General features: G+C 29.8%; 14 protein-coding genes. 12 read left to right on the plus strand and 2 right to left on the minus strand.

All coding sequences use genetic code 11. The annotated features are described in order from the left end of the window. Positions 1–133: 133 nt before the first annotated feature. Positions 134–1,492 (plus strand): metallophosphoesterase, encoded by a 1,359-nt coding sequence (locus ACI3VO_RS16010; protein WP_439758874.1) that lies wholly within the window; start codon positions 134–136, stop codon positions 1,490–1,492. 4 nt (positions 1,493–1,496) lie between these two features. After that, positions 1,497–2,414 carry a DNA-processing protein DprA gene (locus tag ACI3VO_RS16015; RefSeq protein WP_439758875.1) on the plus strand — a complete coding sequence of 306 codons (918 nt, stop codon included), beginning with the start codon at positions 1,497–1,499 and terminating at the stop codon, positions 2,412–2,414. A gap of 115 nt (positions 2,415–2,529) precedes the next feature. Here ACI3VO_RS16015 and ACI3VO_RS16020 read toward each other — a convergent pair whose 3' ends face one another. Next, positions 2,530–2,940 carry a putative ABC transporter permease gene (locus ACI3VO_RS16020; protein WP_439758876.1) on the minus strand — a complete coding sequence of 137 codons (411 nt, stop codon included), beginning with the start codon at positions 2,938–2,940 and terminating at the stop codon, positions 2,530–2,532. A gap of 653 nt (positions 2,941–3,593) precedes the next feature. On the opposite strand from ACI3VO_RS16020, the gene nuoE reads away from it, so the two are divergent. From nuoE to ilvA (ACI3VO_RS16055), 7 genes are all read left to right on the plus strand, one after another. Beyond that, the gene (gene nuoE, locus ACI3VO_RS16025; protein ID WP_320626367.1) at positions 3,594–4,124 is read left to right on the plus strand and encodes an NADH-quinone oxidoreductase subunit NuoE; all 531 of its coding nucleotides are present in this window, start codon (positions 3,594–3,596) and stop codon (positions 4,122–4,124) included. A gap of 31 nt (positions 4,125–4,155) precedes the next feature. Continuing rightward, a complete protein-coding gene (locus tag ACI3VO_RS16030) occupies positions 4,156–5,916 on the plus strand; it encodes an NADH-ubiquinone oxidoreductase-F iron-sulfur binding region domain-containing protein (RefSeq protein ID WP_439758877.1) in 1,761 nt (586 codons plus the stop codon). A 15-nt stretch (positions 5,917–5,931) separates the two neighbouring features. Then, positions 5,932–9,420 (plus strand): FAD-dependent oxidoreductase, encoded by a 3,489-nt coding sequence (locus tag ACI3VO_RS16035; protein ID WP_439758878.1) that lies wholly within the window; start codon positions 5,932–5,934, stop codon positions 9,418–9,420. A gap of 266 nt (positions 9,421–9,686) precedes the next feature. Continuing rightward, positions 9,687–10,442 carry a MerR family transcriptional regulator gene (locus tag ACI3VO_RS16040; protein ID WP_439758879.1) on the plus strand — a complete coding sequence of 252 codons (756 nt, stop codon included), beginning with the start codon at positions 9,687–9,689 and terminating at the stop codon, positions 10,440–10,442. 159 nt (positions 10,443–10,601) lie between these two features. After that, positions 10,602–11,906 carry a hemolysin family protein gene (locus ACI3VO_RS16045; RefSeq protein WP_439758880.1) on the plus strand — a complete coding sequence of 435 codons (1,305 nt, stop codon included), beginning with the start codon at positions 10,602–10,604 and terminating at the stop codon, positions 11,904–11,906. 117 nt (positions 11,907–12,023) lie between these two features. Beyond that, complete coding sequence (gene ilvA, locus ACI3VO_RS16050; protein WP_439758881.1) at positions 12,024–12,998, plus strand: threonine ammonia-lyase; 975 nt, start codon at positions 12,024–12,026, stop codon at positions 12,996–12,998. 393 nt (positions 12,999–13,391) lie between these two features. After that, the gene (gene ilvA / locus ACI3VO_RS16055; RefSeq protein ID WP_320924296.1) at positions 13,392–14,609 is read left to right on the plus strand and encodes a threonine ammonia-lyase; all 1,218 of its coding nucleotides are present in this window, start codon (positions 13,392–13,394) and stop codon (positions 14,607–14,609) included. A 127-nt stretch (positions 14,610–14,736) separates the two neighbouring features. On the opposite strand, the gene ACI3VO_RS16060 is transcribed toward ilvA (ACI3VO_RS16055), so the two are convergent. Further along, a complete protein-coding gene (locus tag ACI3VO_RS16060; protein ID WP_320623920.1) occupies positions 14,737–15,468 on the minus strand; it encodes a hypothetical protein in 732 nt (243 codons plus the stop codon). A gap of 373 nt (positions 15,469–15,841) precedes the next feature. Here ACI3VO_RS16060 and ACI3VO_RS16065 point away from each other — a divergent pair, with 373 nt between their 5' ends. The 3 genes from ACI3VO_RS16065 to ACI3VO_RS16075 all read left to right on the plus strand — a co-directional run. After that, positions 15,842–16,303, plus strand: coding sequence for a MarR family winged helix-turn-helix transcriptional regulator (locus ACI3VO_RS16065; RefSeq protein ID WP_439758882.1), 462 nt, complete (start codon positions 15,842–15,844; stop codon positions 16,301–16,303). A gap of 72 nt (positions 16,304–16,375) precedes the next feature. Further along, on the plus strand, positions 16,376–18,721 hold the full coding sequence (locus tag ACI3VO_RS16070) for an ABC transporter transmembrane domain-containing protein (RefSeq protein WP_439758883.1): 2,346 nt from the start codon (positions 16,376–16,378) through the stop codon (positions 18,719–18,721). Then, a partial coding sequence (locus tag ACI3VO_RS16075; RefSeq protein WP_439758884.1) for an ABC transporter permease occupies positions 18,714–19,655 on the plus strand: 942 nt, incomplete at its 3' end. The genes ACI3VO_RS16070 and ACI3VO_RS16075, both read left to right, overlap by 8 nt.

Consider the following 19,655-nt stretch of genomic DNA (forward strand, 5'->3'; position numbering starts at 1 on the left):
GATAATATAATAAAATAACCTGACGAGTTTAAATTGAAATTTCTTGTCAGGTTATTTTTTTGAATATTGTTCTTTTTATACATTAGTATTAAAATATAATTAATATTAAAAGGAGTAAAAGGGTGTCTTTAATATGAGAGGCGAACAATATATGAATTCAAATGAAATAAATTATTCAAAGGAGGACAATAAAATAAATTTTAATAACAAAGTAGAATTTATTGTGGCAACAGATTTGCACTATATTTCCAAAAAAGCGAATGTAGATGGGGAATTAAATGAAATATGTGAGGCAAAGGGCGATTTAAAACAAATGAAATATGTCTCTGAAATAATAGATGCCTTTATAAATGAAGTTATAGAATATAAACCCAGTGGAGGCTTAATTATATGTGGAGATTTAACATACAATGGGGAAATGGTAAGTCATATAGATCTCATGAAGAAGCTACAAAGGGTAATAGACAATGGTATAAAAATCTATGTAATTCCTGGAAACCACGATATTAAAAACTACAATGCATATAAATATAAACCTACACAGAAGGTTCCAGTAAAAAATGTTTCTCCAAAGGATTTTAAAGAAATATATTTTAACTGTGGATTTAACGAAGCTATATATGAAGATAAATATTCACTTAGCTATATTGCACCAGTTTTAGAAGATTTATGGCTTGTAATGCTCGATACTAATTTTTATCAAAATAACAACTGGAAAAATCCCGTTGCAATAAAAGGTTTATTAAGTGAAAGTACTTATGAATGGTTGGAAAAACACTTAAAGGAAGCAAAGAAAAAAAATATTAAAGTAATAGCAAGTACACATCACAGTTTAGTTGATCACAATGATTTATTAAATAAAGGTTATACTTTAGAGGAAAATCAAAGACTTATAGAATTATATGCTAAGTACAATGTAGTATTGAATCTAAGTGGACATCTGCATATTCAACATATAAAACCTGGATATAGTAAAATTTTAAACAATAAAAAAGTATACGATATAGCTACAAGTTCTTTAATCGTATGTAGAAATCAATATGGTATTTTGAGCTATGAACAAAAAAATAGCATATTTTATAGAACTAAAGTATTAGATGTTTCAAAATGGGCTTTAAATAATGGATATTTAGATAATAATTTATTAAATTTTAATTATTATTCGTATAATTACGCATATAAGCAAACTCATAAAAAAATTTATTATGAGTTGCTTAGACAAAACTTAAGCGAATACGAAGCAAAATTAATGTCGAGCACTCTATCAAAATTAAATCCTGCTTTTTTTAGTGGAACAGTAGTTGAAATTTATAGAATTATAGAGGTAAGTGATAATTATAAAATATGGTCCTTAGTAAGTGATATTTTTTATCATAAATATATAGATAGTATTATGAAAGAAAATAGGTTTGACCACAATACACTTAGACTATCTCTTAGAGAAGATGATGGTTCTTTTGGAAAAGTAATTTGGAATAAAAATAAAGGGTGATAAAATGGATAATAGCTTAATACTTACAATTATAGATTTAATAGGTAAGAAAAAAACAAATAGTATAATAGAGAGTGGTTTTTTAGATGAAACTATAAAACTTGACGAAGAAGATATTTTGAGTTGTTTAAAAAAATATAAAGAGGTAGATAACGAAATCGATATACCTAGCTTAGAAGAAATAAAAGTTTCTATTGAAACTTCTGTAAAAGTTTTATTAGAATCAGAAAAATTAGGCATAAAGGCTACTAATATATTTGATAAGGATTTTCCATCAAAATTAAAGGATATAAACGATAGAAGTATTTTGATTTTTTATAGAGGTAATTTAAATTGCCTTTATGAAAAAAATTCTATAGCCATAATAGGAACTAGAACTCCTACAGAAAAAGGTGAACAAATAGGAGAGGCGTTAGGTTATTATTATGCTAAAGAAGGATTTGTAATCGTATCGGGCTTAGCAAATGGATGTGATACAGCAGGTCATAGAGGATGCTTAAAGGCAAATGGAAAAACTGTCGCTACATTACCTTGTGGATTAGACAAGTGTTATCCAAATGACAATAATGATCTAGCCGATGAAATAGTTGAAAATGGAGGGTGTCTAATAAGTGAATATAAAATAGGAACAAATCCTTCAAGTAAAAATTTTATAGAAAGAGACAGACTTCAAGCGGCACTTAGCTTAGGAGTTTTAGTAGTAGAATGTGCTATAGAATGTGGTACTATGCACACTGTTAGATTTGCAGAAGCGTATAATAAGAAGGTAGCTATTTCACTTCATAAAGATGTAGAAAAAGATATCGAGACAGTAAAAGGAAATTTATATCTTTTAGAACAAAAAAGAGCTATTGGACTTAAGGATATAAATGACTATAAAAAGTATAAAAATATATTATTAGGATATAAAATATATTGTTAGAATATGTTATTAATTAATAAAAAATATGTATATTTTAATAAATTTGTATTGATAAAAAAAAGACAGAAAAATATGAAAATTCACTTTTCTGTCTTTTTTTTATCAATTAGAGTTTCTAATTTATAAAAAATGATTTAATAAATTTTCCTATATAAATAGCTGGAAGGCTTAGAAAAAACCATGTGATAGATGCTTTTAAACAAATTTGACCTAGCAGATTAAATTTATTTAAAGAATAGTCCCATACATTGAGCTTTAAAAATATATTAATTATTATACCGCTGATTAATTCTACAGAGGTGATCAGTATACAAGCTATTAGCATCTGTAGAAATATAGAGGTTTTAAATGGAATAAATTCACTTATAGAAGAAATTAGAATAAAGCAAATTCCTCCAACAATAAACATAGATATATGGGAATACCCTCTATACCCTATTTCTATCAATACATATAAAATTCCACCTACTAAAAATAAAGTAAAATATTCTCGAAAAGTATTTAAACTTAGCAAGTCATACACCACCTAATTTGAAATATAAATATAAAATAAAAAATATTTATAATATATATTTTTTTCAAGGTAGTGAATTTATATTCTTAGAAAATTTTTCAAAAAAAATATTTATTACGGTTATAAATATAATTTATTTTACAAATATATCCAAAAATGTTATAACTAATATAGTTGTTAAAATAATAACTATTATTTAAAAAGGTAAAAAAATATTAAATTTAAGTTTGATTTATATTGAAAAATGGGATTTAATTTTTAGAAAAAATAAAAAAAATATAAAATAAAAAAGAAATATATATTAATATAATATAATCATAAATTTCTTGACATATGTTGAAATGGAATAATATAATTAACCTATAAACATGGTAAAATGTGCTAAAAATATACCATGTAAAATATAAAATTTATTTTGCCAACAAATATATTACTTTAAAAATGTGTATATGTGTATAATTTAACAATATAGTGTACTATATTTCGCATTTTAAGAGGAAATTCAAGATTTTTATGTTATTTTATTGTTATTGTTTATTAATTTAAATTAAAAGATCAAATCTGCAAATCAATAAATAAGTAAGCTTGATGATAATATTTTTATGGGTGAATGTCTACAACGTATGTTGTAAAAATTTAATAATAAGAAATGGAGTGAAATTAGAATGTCAACTTGTAATTGCAAGAACAATCAGAATGAGAATCTAAAAGAATTAGATGAAATCTTAGAAACTTACGGAAAAAAGCCAGGATATCTGATAACAATTTTACAAAAGGCACAAGATGCATATGGCTATCTATCAATTGACGTCATGAACAGAATATCAGAGTTTACAGGAATAAAAGTAGCTAAGATATATGGAGTTGCAACATTTTATGCTCAATTTAGATTACAACCTATAGGAAAATATTTAATAATGCTTTGCCAAGGAACTGCTTGTCACGTTAATGGTTCAGAAATGATAGCACAAGTAGTAAGCGAACAATTAAATATAAAAGATGGCGAAACTACAGAAGACGGTTTATTCACATTAAATCAAGTTTCATGTTTAGGATGTTGCTCACTTGCTCCTGTTATGATGATTAAAACTGAAGATGGCGATGAAACATATGGTAATTTAACTAAAGATTCAGTAATTGAGATTATAAATCAAATTAAAGAAAAAGAAAAAAAGGCTGATGGGGAAACAGCTTAAGTAACTTAATAAATCAAAAGGAGAAGTATCAATGAAGATAGTAGTAGGTCAAGGTAGCTGCGGTATCGCAACTGGTGCCAAAAAAGTAGCTAATGAATTTGAAGAAATATTAAGTAAAAAGAATTTAGATATAAAAGTAGGTATCACAGGATGTATAGGTTTATGTTTCTTAGAACCTATAGTAGATGTATATGAAGATGGGAAAGAAGAACCTGTAAGATATGTAAAGGTTCAACCAGAAGATGTTGCTGAAATAGTAGAAAGCCACATCGAAAATGGAAAACCAGTAGAAGCTAAAATTATTTCTGAAGACGATAAAAAATTATTAGGAAAACAACAAAGAGTTGTACTTAGAAATTGCGGTTCTATAGATCCAGAAAACATAGATGAATACTTAGCAAAAGATGGATATAAAGCGACTGAAAAGGTTTTAACTACTATGACTAGTGATGAAGTAATAAACGTGATAAAAGTATCTGGACTTCGTGGTCGTGGTGGTGCAGGTTTCCCTACTTGGTTTAAATGGAATGCAGCAAAACAAAATAAAGCAGACCAAAAATACATAGTATGTAACGCAGATGAAGGTGACCCAGGTGCATTCATGGATAGAGCTGTACTTGAAGGTGACCCACATGAATTACTTGAAGGTATGATAATCGGTGGATATGCAATGGAAGCAACAGAAGGTGTAATTTACGTTCGTGCTGAATATCCACTTGCAATAAAGAGACTTAATATAGCTATATCTCAAGCTAGAGAAAAAGGCTATTTAGGAAAGAATATATTCGGTAGCGGATTTGATTTTGATATAAGAATCAAAGAAGGTGCAGGAGCTTTCGTATGTGGTGAAGAAACAGCTCTTATAGCTTCACTAGAAGGTGAAAGAGGTATGCCAAGACTTAAACCACCATTCCCTGCAGCTAAAGGATATTGGCAAAAACCAACTAATATAAACAACGTTGAAACTTATTCTAATGTAACTTGGATTATATTAAATGGTGGAGAAGCGTTTGCATCATTAGGAAAACCAGAAAGTCAAAGTAAAGGTACAAAAGTATTTGCACTTGCTGGAAAGATTAAAAAAGGTGGACTTATAGAAGTTCCTATGGGATTACCACTAAAAGAAGTAATCTACGGTATCGGTGGAGGAATCAAAGAAGATAAAGAATTCAAAGCTGTTCAAATGGGTGGACCATCAGGTGGATGTATACCTGCTCACCTTATAGATACACCAGTAGATTATGAAAACATAAACAAAACAGGAGCTATAGTTGGTTCTGGTGGTATGATAGTTATGGATGAAACTACTTGTATGGTTGACATGGCTAGATACTTCTTAGACTTTACTAGAAAAGAATCTTGTGGTAAATGTAACTACTGTAGAATAGGTACTAAGAGAATGCTTGAAATCTTAGAAAGAATTACACAAGGTAAAGGTAAAGACGGAGATATAGAATTACTAGAAGAATTAGCTCACAAGGTAAAAGAAGGAGCTATGTGTGGTCTAGGACAAACTGCTCCAAACCCAGTTATCACAACTCTTAAATACTTTAGAAATGAATATGAAGATCATATCTATAATAAGAAATGTACAGCTAAAGCATGTAAGGCATTAATAAGCTACGAAATTAAAGAAGATGCATGTAAGGGCTGTGGAGCTTGTGCTAAGAAATGTCCAGTTGGCGCTATAAGCGGTAACAAGAAAGAAGCTCACGTTATAGATAAGAATGTTTGTATTAAATGTGGTAAATGTATGGAAACTTGTAAATTTGATGCAATTGAAAAAAATTAGGAAGGTTAAAATAAGATGAAGAAAATAAGATTAAATATAGATGACAAAGAAGTTTTAGGTCTTCCAGGGCAAACTATTTTGGAAGTCGCAAAAGAAAATGATATATTTATCCCAACTCTTTGCTACGATGAAAGAGCAGAAATATATGGTTCTTGTGGAATATGTGTAGTAGAAGTGGAAGGAAGTCCAAAATTATTTAAAGCATGTGCAACTGAAATATCACCAAATATGGTAGTAAAAACTAATACAAAGAGAGTTAAAGAATCAAGAAAAACTAACTTAGAATTATTATTATCAAACCATAATGGAGATTGTAAAGCACCATGTGTTCTAGGATGTCCAGCAAACACTGATTGCCAAGGATATGTAGGACTTATAGCAAATGGACTTTATGACGAAGCAATTAGATTAGTTAAGGATAAAATTCCTCTACCAGCATCAGTAGGTAGAGTATGTCCTCACCCATGTGAAACTAATTGTAGAAGAGGTTTAGTAGAAGAACCTATAGCAATACAAGAATTAAAGAGATTCGTTGGAGATAGAGATTTAGCAACTGGTAATCCTTATATACCAGAAGTAGGAGCTCCAACTGGTAAGAAAGTAGCTATAATAGGTGGTGGACCTGCAGGTTTATCAGCAGCTTATTTCTTAGCTCAAAAAGGTCATGACATAACTATAATCGACGCAATGCCTAAATTAGGTGGTATGCTTCGTTATGGTATACCTGAATATAGATTACCAAAAACAGTTTTACAACAAGAAATTGATTTAATAGCTGAAATGGGAGTTAAAATGATACCAAATACAAAAGTTGGTGTAGATATATCTTTTGACTCTGTAAAAAGTAGCTATGATGCAGTACTTGTAACAATAGGTGCTTGGTCATCAATAGGAATAAACTGTGAAGGTTCTGATCTTCCAGGAGTTGTTGGTGGTATAGATTTCCTTGAAGAAGTAGCTAAAGGTAATCCAGTAAACTTAGGTGAAAAAGTAGCCATAGTTGGTGGTGGTAACGTTGCAATGGATGCATGTAGAACTGCTGTAAGAATGGGTGCTAAACAAGTTTACAATATATACAGAAGAACAATAAAAGAAATGCCAGCTGATGAACTTGAAATAGAAGAAGCTCAAGAAGAAGGCGTAGTATTTGAAAACTTAACTAACCCAATAAAAGTAATAGCTGGTGAAGATGGAAGAGTTAGTAAAGTAGAACTTCAAGTTATGAAGTTAGGCGAACCAGACGAAAAAGGTAGAAGAAGACCAGTTCCAGTAGAAGGTCAAACTAAGATTTTAGATATAGATACATTAATAATCGCTATAGGACAACAAGTAGATGGTAGCGTATTTGATGGAATCGAAAAAACTAGAAAGAACTCATTAGTATACGATCCAAAAACTTATATGACTGCAACTAACGGTGTATTCGCTTGTGGTGACTGTGGTAATGATAAGATATCTATAGCTGTTGAATCAATAGCAGATGCTAAAAAAGCTGCAGAATCAATAGATGCTTTCTTACATGGAGCAGAAATAGATTACAGAAAACCTTATGTACATGAAAGAGAAGATTTAACTGAAGAATCTTTCGAAGATAGAGAAAAAATCTACAGACCTAAAGTAAAAGAATATGGTCCAGAAGAAAGAAAAGATAACTTCCTTGAAGTAAATCATGGATATACAGAAGAACAAGCTTTAGCAGATGCTCAAAGATGTTTAGCTTGTGGATGTCAAAAATATCATGAATGTAAATTATTAGATTACTCTCGTCTTTACGATGTAGAACCAGAAAGATTTGCAGGTGAAAAATCAATTTTACCAATAGAAGATAGCCATCCATACATATTAAGAGATATGAACAAATGTATCTTATGTGGATTATGCGTAAGAACTTGTGATGAAATCATGGGTGTTGGTGCATTAGGTCTTGTAACTAGAGGATTTGATACAGTAGTTAAACCTGCTTTAAAACAACCACTAGAAGAAACTAATTGTATATCTTGTGGACAATGTGTATCAGTTTGTCCAACAGGTGCATTACAAGAAAAAACTCATGCAAACAAAACTGTACCTCTTGCAAAAGAACAAACTCCAACTACTTGTTCATTCTGTTCAGTTGGATGTTCATTAGAATTAAGTACACATGGAAGACTTATCATAAAAGCAGATCCAAGCATGGATGGACCTGTAAATGAAGGTTTAGTATGTGGTAGAGGTAAATGGGGATTCGATGCTGGATTAATCGACGATAGACTTGTAAAACCATCTATAAAAATAAATGGTGAATTAGTAGAAGCTACTTATCATGATGCATTCACTATGGTAGCTAAAAAAGCAGAAGTTATAGCAAGTAAATACGGTAAAGATGCAGTAGCTGTATCTATATCTGATAGATATACTAATGAAGAAGCTTATGCAATTAAGAAATTAGCTGATAAATTAGGTGCTAAAACTCTATGCTTCGATAATAGAGAAAGTGGATTAAATAAAGTATTAGGCGTAAACGCATCTCCAAATGGTATGCAAGAATTATTAGCAACTGATGTTGTATTAGCTGTTGGATTTAAAGCAGAAAACAATCCAGTGCTTAACATAAAATTAAAGAAAGCTGCTAAGAATGGCGTTAAAATAATATTTGTAAATCCAAGCGAATATCCAATAGGAAACTATGGATTTGATGCAGAAGTTGTATATACAAACAACGATATAGCTGCTGTAAAAGAAATAGCAAAAGCTTTAATAGATATGGGTAAAGCTTCTGATTTAGAAGGATTTGACCAATTTAAAGCATCACTTGAAGATGTAGTTGTATCTGATGAAATAAAAGCTGTAGCAGAAGCATATGCTAATGCTAAGAAAGCTATGGTAGTATTCCAACAAAATATGGTTACTACAGATGTTGCTAGCTTAATAGCTGAAATAGCTATACTTTCAGGACATATAGGCGGTCCAAGAAATGGTATAGTACAAGTTAAACCTATGTCTAACTCTCAAGGTTTAGTAGATCTTGGAATAACTGCAGGAGCAGAAGCTCTAAATGGAGTTAAAGGATTATTATGCTTCGGTGAAGATCCAGATGTAGATTTATCTTCATTAGAATTCTTAATGGTATCAGATACTCATATGACTAAGACTGCAGCAAATGCAGATGTAGTTATACCTGCTACAAGCTTTGTAAGTGCTAATGGTACTTTCATAAATACAGATAGAAGATTACAAGCAGTAAATGCAGCTGTAGAAAAAGAAGTAGAAGTTGCTAACTGGGAAATACCAGGAGCAATAGCAAGTGTTTACGAAGTAGACTTTGGATTTGCAAGTGAAGACGATATAGTAGCAGAATTAAAAGATGTAAATAAATTATATGCTGAAGGTAAAGTTGGAGAAAGATTAGGTGGAATATTACAACCAGTAGAACCTAAATTTGTTCATATACCAGATGGACCAATGGTAAGCCCATTAAAATCAACAAATAATTTAATGAATAAAATAAATGCTGAATTATTTTAAGGCTTAATATATTAAACATATATTGACTTTATGTAAAATATGTACAATAATTAATATGTAGATTAATTTTCTACAAGCATATCTAAAATATAAATTTTGATATGCACTGAAAAAGCCCTAAAATGCAATATCTTTATATAAAATAACATTACTTAGATTTTCTAAGTAGTGTTATTTTTTTTCAAAAAAGCCTTGACCTTTACGTTGCGTCAATTTATATAATTTATTTATCAATAAATTAGAGGATTTTAGGAGGTGGTAGTAAAATGGAATATTCAATACAAAGCCTGAGTAAAATGGCAGGAGTAAGTACTAGAACACTTAGATACTACGACGAAATAGGTATTTTAAAGCCAGCTAGAATGTCTTCATCGGGTTATAGAGTTTATTCTGATAAGGAAGTAGATCTACTCCAGCAAATATTGTTTTATAAAGAGCTTGGAATAGAATTAAAGGTAATAAAAGAGATTTTATCATCTCCAGCATTTGATGTTTTGGAGGCTCTATACAGTCATAAGGAAGGTCTTTTAAAAAAAAGAGCTCAGATTGATTTATTGATAGAAAATGTAGAAAAGACGATAGATAGTAAAGAGGGGGGCAAGAAAATGGCAAATAAGGATAAATTTAATGGCTTTAAGAAGGAATTAATAGATAAAAATGAAAAGAAATACGGAAAAGAGATAAGAGAAAAATATGGTGATAAAACAGTAGATGATTCTAATAAAAAGCTAATGAATATGGACGAAGAAAAATTCGATGAATTTAAAAAGCTTGAAGCTGATATAATAGAAGCTTTAAAATTAGCTATGGATACAGGGAATCCACGTGGTGAACTTGCCATGAAGGCATGTGAGCTTCATAAGAAATGGCTTGGATACACATGGAATTTTTACTCTAAGGAAGCACATAGAAATTTAGGTGAAATGTATGTGTGTGATGAAAGATTTAAAAAATACTACGATGATAATAGAGAAGGCATGGCTGAATTTTTAAGAGATGCTTTAGTAGAATTTACTAAGTAATAAACTTTATAAAAATGACAAAGGCTCAATATACTATCTGTATATTGAGTTTTTTTGAAATTTTTGCAATATATAAACTAAGTAGTGTACTCTCTATGTTATAATAAACTAGAATAAATTAAAATATTAATGTTGTGTAAGGGGGCACATACTTTTATTATGCAAGTATCAATTTTATCAATTTCGATCGTAGTTTTAACGATAATAAATATTTTTTTTGTAGAATGTAGGTATTCATTAACGGCAATAGATGAAAAGGAGTTAAAGAAATCTGAACACGAGAAAGATAATTCCTTAAAAAGGTGTATGAAAATAAAGGAAAAAGAAAACAAATTTTTATCTGTATGTCGATTTGCAACTATAATCTCTATTTTAATTATAGGTTTTTTATTGAATGAAGTCTGTAAGGTTATTTTTATAAATTTTGAAATAAATAACAGTATATTAGAGAAGGTTGTAATAATAGGAATAATAATAGTTATGGGATTATTAGAAGCAATATTGGCGTTTTTTATTCCAAGTGCTTTAGCTATAAAAAATCCGCAAAAGACGCTTTTGAAAAAATCTCTATTATTGACGGTTTTATATGTATTTATAAGACCATTCTCTGCAATTTCAGATTTTATAGCAGAGAAAATATGCAAATTATTTAAATGCGATATAAATAGTCTTTTAGATAGAAAAACTTTAAATAATGCAGAAGAATCTATGTCAATTGACGATGAAGAGGCAGATAAGTATGACATTGATGATAGATTATTTATGGATAATATATATAGCTTTAAGGAAAAACAAATAAGAGAGGTTTTAGTACCTAGAACAGATATGATATGTATAGATTTAGACGATAGTGAGGAATACATATTTAACTTAATAAAAGAAGAGGGATATACTAGATATCCAGTATGTGGAAAGGACAAAGACGATTTACTTGGATTTATACATATTAGAGATCTCTACAATCAAAAGCTTCTTGAAGATAAAGTAGATTTAAGTAAAATTTTGAGAAAAATAACATATGTATCTGAAACTGAGCTTACAAGTAGGGTTTTGGAAAAGCTTAGAAAAGATAGGGTTCAAATGGCCGTAGTTGTAGATGAATACGGTGGGACATCTGGTATTATCACTGTTGAAGATATACTTGAGGAGATTGTAGGAGAAATTCAGGATGAATTTGATGATGATGAAGAAGTAGATATCAAAAAATTAGGCGACGGCTCTTATATAGTTCAAGGTACGACTACAATTACAGATATCAACAGAATTTTAGATATAAATATGGAGAAGGAAGGATTTGACAGCATAGGGGGATGGATATTCTATATGCTTGGAATGGATATAGAGATAAATCAAAGTGTAGACTTTGATGGATATAGATTTAAGGTAATAGAATTAGATAAATTTAGAGTCGTGAATGTAAAAATAGAGAAGATAGATGAAGAAGAAAAAGATTGTGTTGAGTAAAACTTTAAAATGCGTTTTATTAAAAAAAAATCTAATATAAGTGTACAAAAATTGGATTTAGTTGTATACTTAAAATAATAGAAAATTATGTGAAGTTTGTAAGCAAAGGGGATAAAAATGAATAAAGTAACTTTAGAAGATGTAAAAAAAGCTAGAGAAGTAGTTAAAGATGTTATTGAAAAAACACCTATGCTAAGAGGTATAGCTATAAGTAAAAAAACAGGGGCAAATATATACTATAAATGTGAATGCTTCCAAAAAACAGGGGCTTTTAAAATAAGAGGAGCTTATAATAAAATATCTAGTTTAAGCGAAGAAGAAAAGGCTAAAGGAGTAATAGCAGCTAGCTCTGGTAACCATGCTCAAGGTGTTGCATTAAGTGCAAAAATGCTAGGATTAGATGCGACTGTAGTAATGCCTACTTGTGCTCCAGAAGCAAAGGTAGCCTCTACTAGAGAAAATGGAGCAAATGTAGTTTTAGTTGGAGATGTTTTTGATCAAGCATTTGCAGAAGCTAAAAAAATGGAAAAAGAAACAGGAAAAACTTTCCTACATCCATTTGATGATCCATACGTAATAGCAGGTCAAGGTACAATAACTCTTGAAATGTACGAAGCTTTAGATGGAAAAATAGATACAATATTATGTCCAATAGGTGGAGGTGGAGTTTTAGCTGGAACTTTAGTAACTGCTAAGGCTTTAAATCCAAATATAAAGGTTATAGGTATCCAAACTGATAATATGCCATCTATGAAGGCATCTTTAGATAATGGAGAAGTAACTAGTGCTCATAATGGACCTACATTTGCAGACGGAATAGCAGTTATGAGACCAGGTGAATTAACTTTTTCAATTGTTAAAGAATTGGTTGATGATATAATTACTGTTTCAGAAAAAGAAATGGCAGATGCAATTCTTTATCTATTAAAAAATCAAAAAATAGTAGCAGAGGGTGCAGCAGCAACTTCTACAGCTGTTTTATTATCTGGGAAATATGTTCCTAAAAAGGATGAAAATGTAGCTTGTATAATAACTGGAGGTAATATTGACCCAGCTATGCTTGTGAAAATAATCAACGGTGAAGTTAAATAATATAAATTAAAATTATCTTATTAAAATGGCTATAATCTATAAATTTAGATTATAGTCTTTTTTAATATAATTTTATAAAAATAAGGGTGTAAATTTAAAAATAAAACGTAAAATAATAAAAAATAAATAAAAAAATTAAATAAAAGAAAGTAAGTAATAGTTTTATTTAATTTACAAATAATATAAAAAAATCTGAATAAAAGAACTTTTTTTTATCAAAAATTTTTAGTTGAATAATTGTAAAAATATTATATACTTAATATTGGAAATAAAATTTTACATAGGAAAACCTTTGTAGAGAGGTTTTTCATAATAAGGGTTTTGGGAGTAAGTTAGGTATATAACTTATTGATTTATCTAAAGAAAATATTTTATGGAAAGACGGTGTATGAAATGTTAAAAGTAAATTTAGAAGATGTAAAAAAAGCTGAAGAGGTATTAAAACCTATTGTCAAAAAAACACCATTACAAGAAAGTAAAAAGCTTAGTGAAAAAACAGGTGCAAATGTTTATTATAAATGTGAAAACCTACAAAAAACAGGTTCATTCAAAATAAGAGGAGCTTGCAATAAAATAGCAAATTTAACAGACGAAGAAAAATCTCATGGAGTAATAGCTTCTAGTGCAGGAAACCACGCACAAGGTGTTGCATTAGGTGCTCAAATGACAGGTATAAAAGCTACTATAGCTATGCCAGAAACAGCTCCACTAGCTAAAGTAACAGCTACTAAGAGTTATGGTGCAGAAGTTGTATTAAATGGAGCAGTTTACGATGATGCTTATGCAAAAGCTGTTGAAATACAAAAAGAAACAGGAGCAACTTTCCTTCATCCATTCAACGACAAATACGTAATAGCAGGACAAGGAACTATAGGTCTTGAAATATTCGATCAATTAGATGGAAAAGTTGACACTATATTATGCCCAATCGGTGGTGGTGGAATAATATCAGGTATAGCTGTTGCTGCAAAAGGATTAAATCCTAATGTAAAAGTTATAGGTGTTCAAACTGATAACATACCATCAATGAAGGTTTCAAAAGAAAATGGTAAAGTAACAACTGCATTTAAAGAAGCTACTATAGCAGATGGTATAGCAGTTAAAACTCCTGGAGATGTTACTTTTGAAATAATAGATGAATTAGTTGATGAAATAATAACTGTATCTGAAGAAGAAATATCTAGAGCTATATTATTCTTAATGGAACATCAAAAAGTTGTAGCAGAAGGTGCAGGAGCAGTTTCTACAGCAGCATTAATATCTGGAAAATATGTTCCACAAAAAGACGAAAACGTAGTATGTGTAATATCTGGTGGTAACGTAGATGTTAATACTCTATACAGAATAATAGGTGTAGGTCTTGCAGCAGAAGGTAGACGTTATTCATTCAGCGCAACTATGACTGATAAACCAGGTGGATTCTTAGAATTAATAAGCATAATAAGCAAAAATAACGCTAATATACTTAATGCTAACCAAACAAGATTATCTTCAGGTGGAGCAATAGGTAAACAATCTGCAGAATTTATAATTGAAACATTTGATCACGATCATATAGCAAAAATAAAAGCTGATATGAAAGCTGCAGGATTTGATGTAGTAGATTTATAAGAATAAATATTGATTTGTAAATACTAGCCCTTTAGATTTATAATTTTAATCTAAAGGGCTTTTATAATTTATAAAATAAAAAATTAAAGGGATGAACGCAAATTTGATTTGCGACATCCCTTTGTTATTATTGATAGTTCATAGAACTCATAAAGTGATCTAATTTGAATTTAGGATATATAGGTTTAGCTTTTAATACAACGCTTTCAACTTTGTAGTATTCATATTGTTCAGAACCTTCTACACAGTATTTGTTTATAGATAAATCAAACATATCTTCTTTATCTCCGAAATTCATATAGCTTAAGTATTTTTCTTTTATATCAGGATATTTTATAACTAAATCTCTGAAATTCTTTTCAACTATTCGTAAGTCTTTTATTAAGTCTTTAGTTCTTTCTTCAATTGTTTCATTTACATAGTTAACATCTCTATAGCAATTAGTTAATTCAGCCATAACGTCATATTGTATAGTTTTTATTTTTCTATTGTAAACTCTAGATAAGAAGAATAAAGCACCTAATTCTTTTTCTACTTCGTTTTCCCCAGATAATAATAATCTTACAGAAGATAATTCTTCTTTACCGAATATTGTTAATTGAGTCCCTTTGTCGAAAACTAATTTTAATGGGAATTTTAATTCATCTTTTGAAAGTTCTTTTTTAAGAATACCATCTTCAACAGCTATTATTTTAGAACCTTGATAAATAGCGAAATTTTTTCCGTAATTGTAGTATAAAGTTTTTGTAGGAACTTCGTCACCATAGTTAAATAATTTAACATTTCTAATTGTTTTTACTACTTTTCCTTCTGGATTAACGACTGGATAGTAAAAACATTCAAATTTCATGCCACTCATAATTATACCCCCTAATAATAAAAATTATTAAATGTCTACATAATTAATTATAGCTGTAAAATTAAATTTTTGCACATAAATTTATTATTTAACGATATAGATATATGTATAAGCTTAAAAAACTTAATTAGTTTGAAAAAATATGTATAAATATGTAGATAATACGAAGAAATTGATAAAAAAATATCATGTTATATCATGATGTTTTTATAGAAATTTTATGTAGATAAATAAAAGTCAGTAAATAAATAAACTAGTAATTGACAAATAGAAAATAATGATTATAATTAATAGTTGAAAAAGGAAACTATTTTAATTAGAAATAATTAATAAAAGAAATATTAAACAAGTTAAATAAAAGGAGATGAAAATTTTGAATGAAGGTAGAGAGCTCAGTAGAAGGTTTTTTGATGCTTTATTTAGATTAAAAAAACAAACTCATAGAAAGAGCGATGAGTTAAGAAGCTTAGAGTTACATACAGGAGAGTATGTAGCATTAAAGACTATATATAGATTGAGAACAGTAGAAAATGAAGATTCTATAGGAGTAAAAACTTCTGACATAGGGAATTGTTTATTTATGAAAAAACCGGCGACATCAAAAATGTTGAATAGTTTAGAGGATAAAGGATATATAAATAGATTTTCAAATAGAAGAGACAGAAGAGTTACTTATATAGATTTAACAGCAAAAGGAATTGATTTATTGGAAAAACATCACAAACAAATGACGGAATATGGAAATCAAATAATAGAAAAAATGGGTAAAGAAGATGTGGAGGAACTGATAAGATTGTTGAATAAATTATCCGATATAATTGAGGAAGAAAAATAAAATTAATATACAGGACATATTAAATTATTAAGATAAAATTTATTGAAAATTATTTTGAAGAAAGGATATATTATGACAAAATTATTTAAGTATTTAAAGAAATCAGGAGTAGCGATTTTGACAATTTTAATATTATTGGCATTACAAGCTACTACAGAATTATCATTACCTACATATACATCAAATATAGTAAATGTAGGGATACAACAATCTGGTATAGAAAATGCTGTTATAGATGTTATCAGAGAAAGCGAAATGGATAAGTTAACTACTTTTATGGATGATAGTGACAAAGATAAGGTTTTAGACAGCTATAAATTAATCGATAAGGATAGCTTAAAAGATGACGAGTTCAATGATTATAAAGAAAAATATCCGGCTATAGAAGACGAAGCTTTATATGTATTGAACACGGAGGATAAAGATAGATTAGAAGAGCTTAATGAAATATTGGCAAAACCTATGCTAATAGTTTACAACATAGAAAATAGCTCAGATAACACTGAGCTTAAAGATGCCATGATGTCTCAAATGATGGGAAATCAACAGCAGGTACAAGCAAATAGTGCTCAGCCTCAAATAAATACAGGAGCTCAACAACAGGCTCAAGCAAATATGAATCCAATGGCACAATTTATGGATGAAGACGGCAACTTCGATGTATTTGCATATTTAAATGCAATACCAAAAGAATCTAAAGAGGAAATGCTATCTCAATTAGACGAAAAATTCGTAGATCTACCAGAAACTATGTTAGATCAAGGTGCAATATCCTTTGTAAAAGCAGAATACGAAGAAATCGGAATAGATGTAGATGCTCTTCAAATGAATTATATATTTGTAGCAGGGCTTAAGATGCTAGGGATAACAGTAGTAAGTATGATATGTGCTATAAGCGTAGGATTTTTGGCATCTAGAGTCGGTGCAAGAGTAAGTAGAAGCTTGCGTGCTATGATATTTAAAAAGGTAATGAGCTTTTCTAAAAAGGAAATCAATGAATTTTCAACTGCATCACTTATAACTCGTAGCACGAACGATATACAACAAATACAACAGGTAATAATTATGATGCTTAGAATGGTCTTTCTAGCGCCTTTCATGGCTGTAGGAGGGATTATAAAGGCATTAAATACAAATGTATCTATGAGCTGGATAATAGCTCTTGGAGTAATATGTGTTTTTATGATAGTTATAGTTATGTTTACTGTCGTAATGCCTAAATTTAAGATTTTACAAGATTTAGTAGATAGATTAAACCTAGTCACAAGAGAAATACTTACAGGTCTTGGAGTTATACGTGCTTTTAGCAATGAAAAATTTGAAGAAAATAGATTTGACAAGGCAAATAAAGATTTAACTAAGGTAAATATGTTTGTAAATAGAATGATGTCATGTATGATGCCAGCTATGATGCTTATAATGAACTTGATTTCAGTATTGATAGTTTGGGTAGGATCTAAAAACGTAGACTTAGGTAATATGCAGGTTGGAGATATGATGGCATTTATCCAATATACTATGCAAATAGTAATGTCATTCTTGATGATATCAATGATAGCTGTCATGGTTCCAAGAGCAGCAGTATCTGCAAATCGTATAGATGAGGTTTTGACAACTGATATATCAATAAAAGAAGCAGACGAGGTTCAAACATTTGACGAAGATAAAAAAGGATTAGTTGAATTCAAAAATGTATCATTTAAATATCCTGATGCTGATGAAGAAATACTTCACGATATTTCATTTACTGCAAAACCAGGTCAAACAACTGCATTCATAGGAAGTACAGGAAGTGGTAAATCTACACTTATAAATCTAATACCTAGATTTTACGATGTAACAGAAGGTCAAATTTTAGTAGATGGAGTAGATGTAAAGAAGGCTCCAATACATGATTTAAGAGATAGAATTGGATATGTTCCTCAAAAAGGAATACTATTTAGCGGAACTATAGAATCTAATATAAAATACGGAAATAAAGATGCAAGCCAAGAATTAGTAGAAACCTCTGCAAGAGTTGCTCAAGCCACAGAATTTATAGATACTAAAGAAGATAGATATCAAACACCTATATCACAAGGTGGTACAAACGTATCAGGTGGTCAAAAACAAAGATTGTCTATAGCAAGAGCAATTGCTAAAGAGCCAGAAATATATATATTTGACGACAGTTTCTCTGCACTTGACTTCAAGACAGATGCGAATCTTCGTAAAGCTTTGAAACAAGAAACAGGAGATGCGACTGTTTTAATAGTAGCTCAAAGAATAAGTACTATACTTCATGCAGAACAAATTGTAGTTCTAGATGAAGGTAAGGTTGTCGGAATAGGAAATCATCAAGAGCTTCTAAAAAATTGTGAAGTGTATAAAGAAATTGCTTTATCACAGCTTTCAAAGGAGGAACTAGAAAATGAGTAATGAAAGAATGCCAAGACCTAGAAGAAGAGGCCATGGTCCTATGGGAAAAATGATGCCTGGAGAAAAAGCAAAAGATTTCAAAGGCACTATGAAGAAATTAATGGCTTATCTAGGCAAATATATATATGCTATAATAGCAGTTTTTATATTTGCTGTAGGAAGTGTTGCGTTTTCAGTAATAGGGCCTAAGGTTTTAGGAAAAGCCACAACAGAAATATTCAACGGGTTAGTTGGAAAGATCTCTGGTGGAGATGGAATAGATTTTGATAAGATAAAAATGATTTTACTATTTTTAGTTGCGCTATACGTTGTGAGTACTATATTGTCATTTATACAAGGCTTTATAATGAGTGGTATATCACAAAAGGTAGCTTATAACTTGAGGGATGAGCTTTGTAAAAAGATAAACAGACTTCCTATGGGTTATTTTGATAAAACTACTAATGGGGAAGTATTATCTAGATTTACAAATGATATAGATACCTTAGCACAAACCCTAAACCAAAGTTTAACTCAATTAGTAACGGCTGTGACTACTTTAGTTGGAGTTTTAGTTATGATGATTTCAATAAGTGGTTTAATGACATTTTCAGCGCTTGTTATAATACCTCTTGGAATGTTAGTTATTTCAAGAATAATAAAAAGATCACAAAAATTCTTCAAGCAACAACAAGAATATCTAGGAAATGTAAATGGTCAGGTAGAAGAATTATATGGAGGTCATTTAGTTGTTCAAGCCTTCAACGGAGAAGAAGATGCCATTGAAAGATTCAACGAAACTAACGAAAAATTATATCAATCAGCTTGGAAATCTCAATTTTTATCAGGAATGATGCAACCACTTATGAACTTTGTAGGTAATTTAGGATATGTTTTGATATCTATATTAGGGGGATTTTTAGTAATTAAAAACTCCATAGAAGTTGGAGATATA

This window comes from Intestinibacter sp. (assembly GCF_051866655.1).
Lineage (GTDB): Bacteria > Bacillota > Clostridia > Peptostreptococcales > Peptostreptococcaceae > Intestinibacter.

Bases quoted from the DNA above. Each gene is read 5' to 3' on its own strand.
- ACI3VO_RS16010 (WP_439758874.1), top strand. From the start codon at position 134: ATGAGAGGCGAACAATATATGAATTCAAATGAAATAAATTATTCAAAG.
- ACI3VO_RS16015 (WP_439758875.1), top strand. From the start codon at position 1,497: ATGGATAATAGCTTAATACTTACAATTATAGATTTAATAGGTAAGAAA.
- nuoE (WP_320626367.1), top strand. From the start codon at position 3,594: ATGTCAACTTGTAATTGCAAGAACAATCAGAATGAGAATCTAAAAGAA.
- ACI3VO_RS16030 (WP_439758877.1), top strand. From the start codon at position 4,156: ATGAAGATAGTAGTAGGTCAAGGTAGCTGCGGTATCGCAACTGGTGCC.
- ACI3VO_RS16035 (WP_439758878.1), top strand. From the start codon at position 5,932: ATGAAGAAAATAAGATTAAATATAGATGACAAAGAAGTTTTAGGTCTT.
- ACI3VO_RS16040 (WP_439758879.1), top strand. From the start codon at position 9,687: ATGGAATATTCAATACAAAGCCTGAGTAAAATGGCAGGAGTAAGTACT.
- ACI3VO_RS16045 (WP_439758880.1), top strand. From the start codon at position 10,602: ATGCAAGTATCAATTTTATCAATTTCGATCGTAGTTTTAACGATAATA.
- ilvA (WP_439758881.1), top strand. From the start codon at position 12,024: ATGAATAAAGTAACTTTAGAAGATGTAAAAAAAGCTAGAGAAGTAGTT.
- ilvA (WP_320924296.1), top strand. From the start codon at position 13,392: ATGTTAAAAGTAAATTTAGAAGATGTAAAAAAAGCTGAAGAGGTATTA.
- ACI3VO_RS16060 (WP_320623920.1), bottom strand. From the start codon at position 15,468: ATGAGTGGCATGAAATTTGAATGTTTTTACTATCCAGTCGTTAATCCA.
- ACI3VO_RS16070 (WP_439758883.1), top strand. From the start codon at position 16,376: ATGACAAAATTATTTAAGTATTTAAAGAAATCAGGAGTAGCGATTTTG.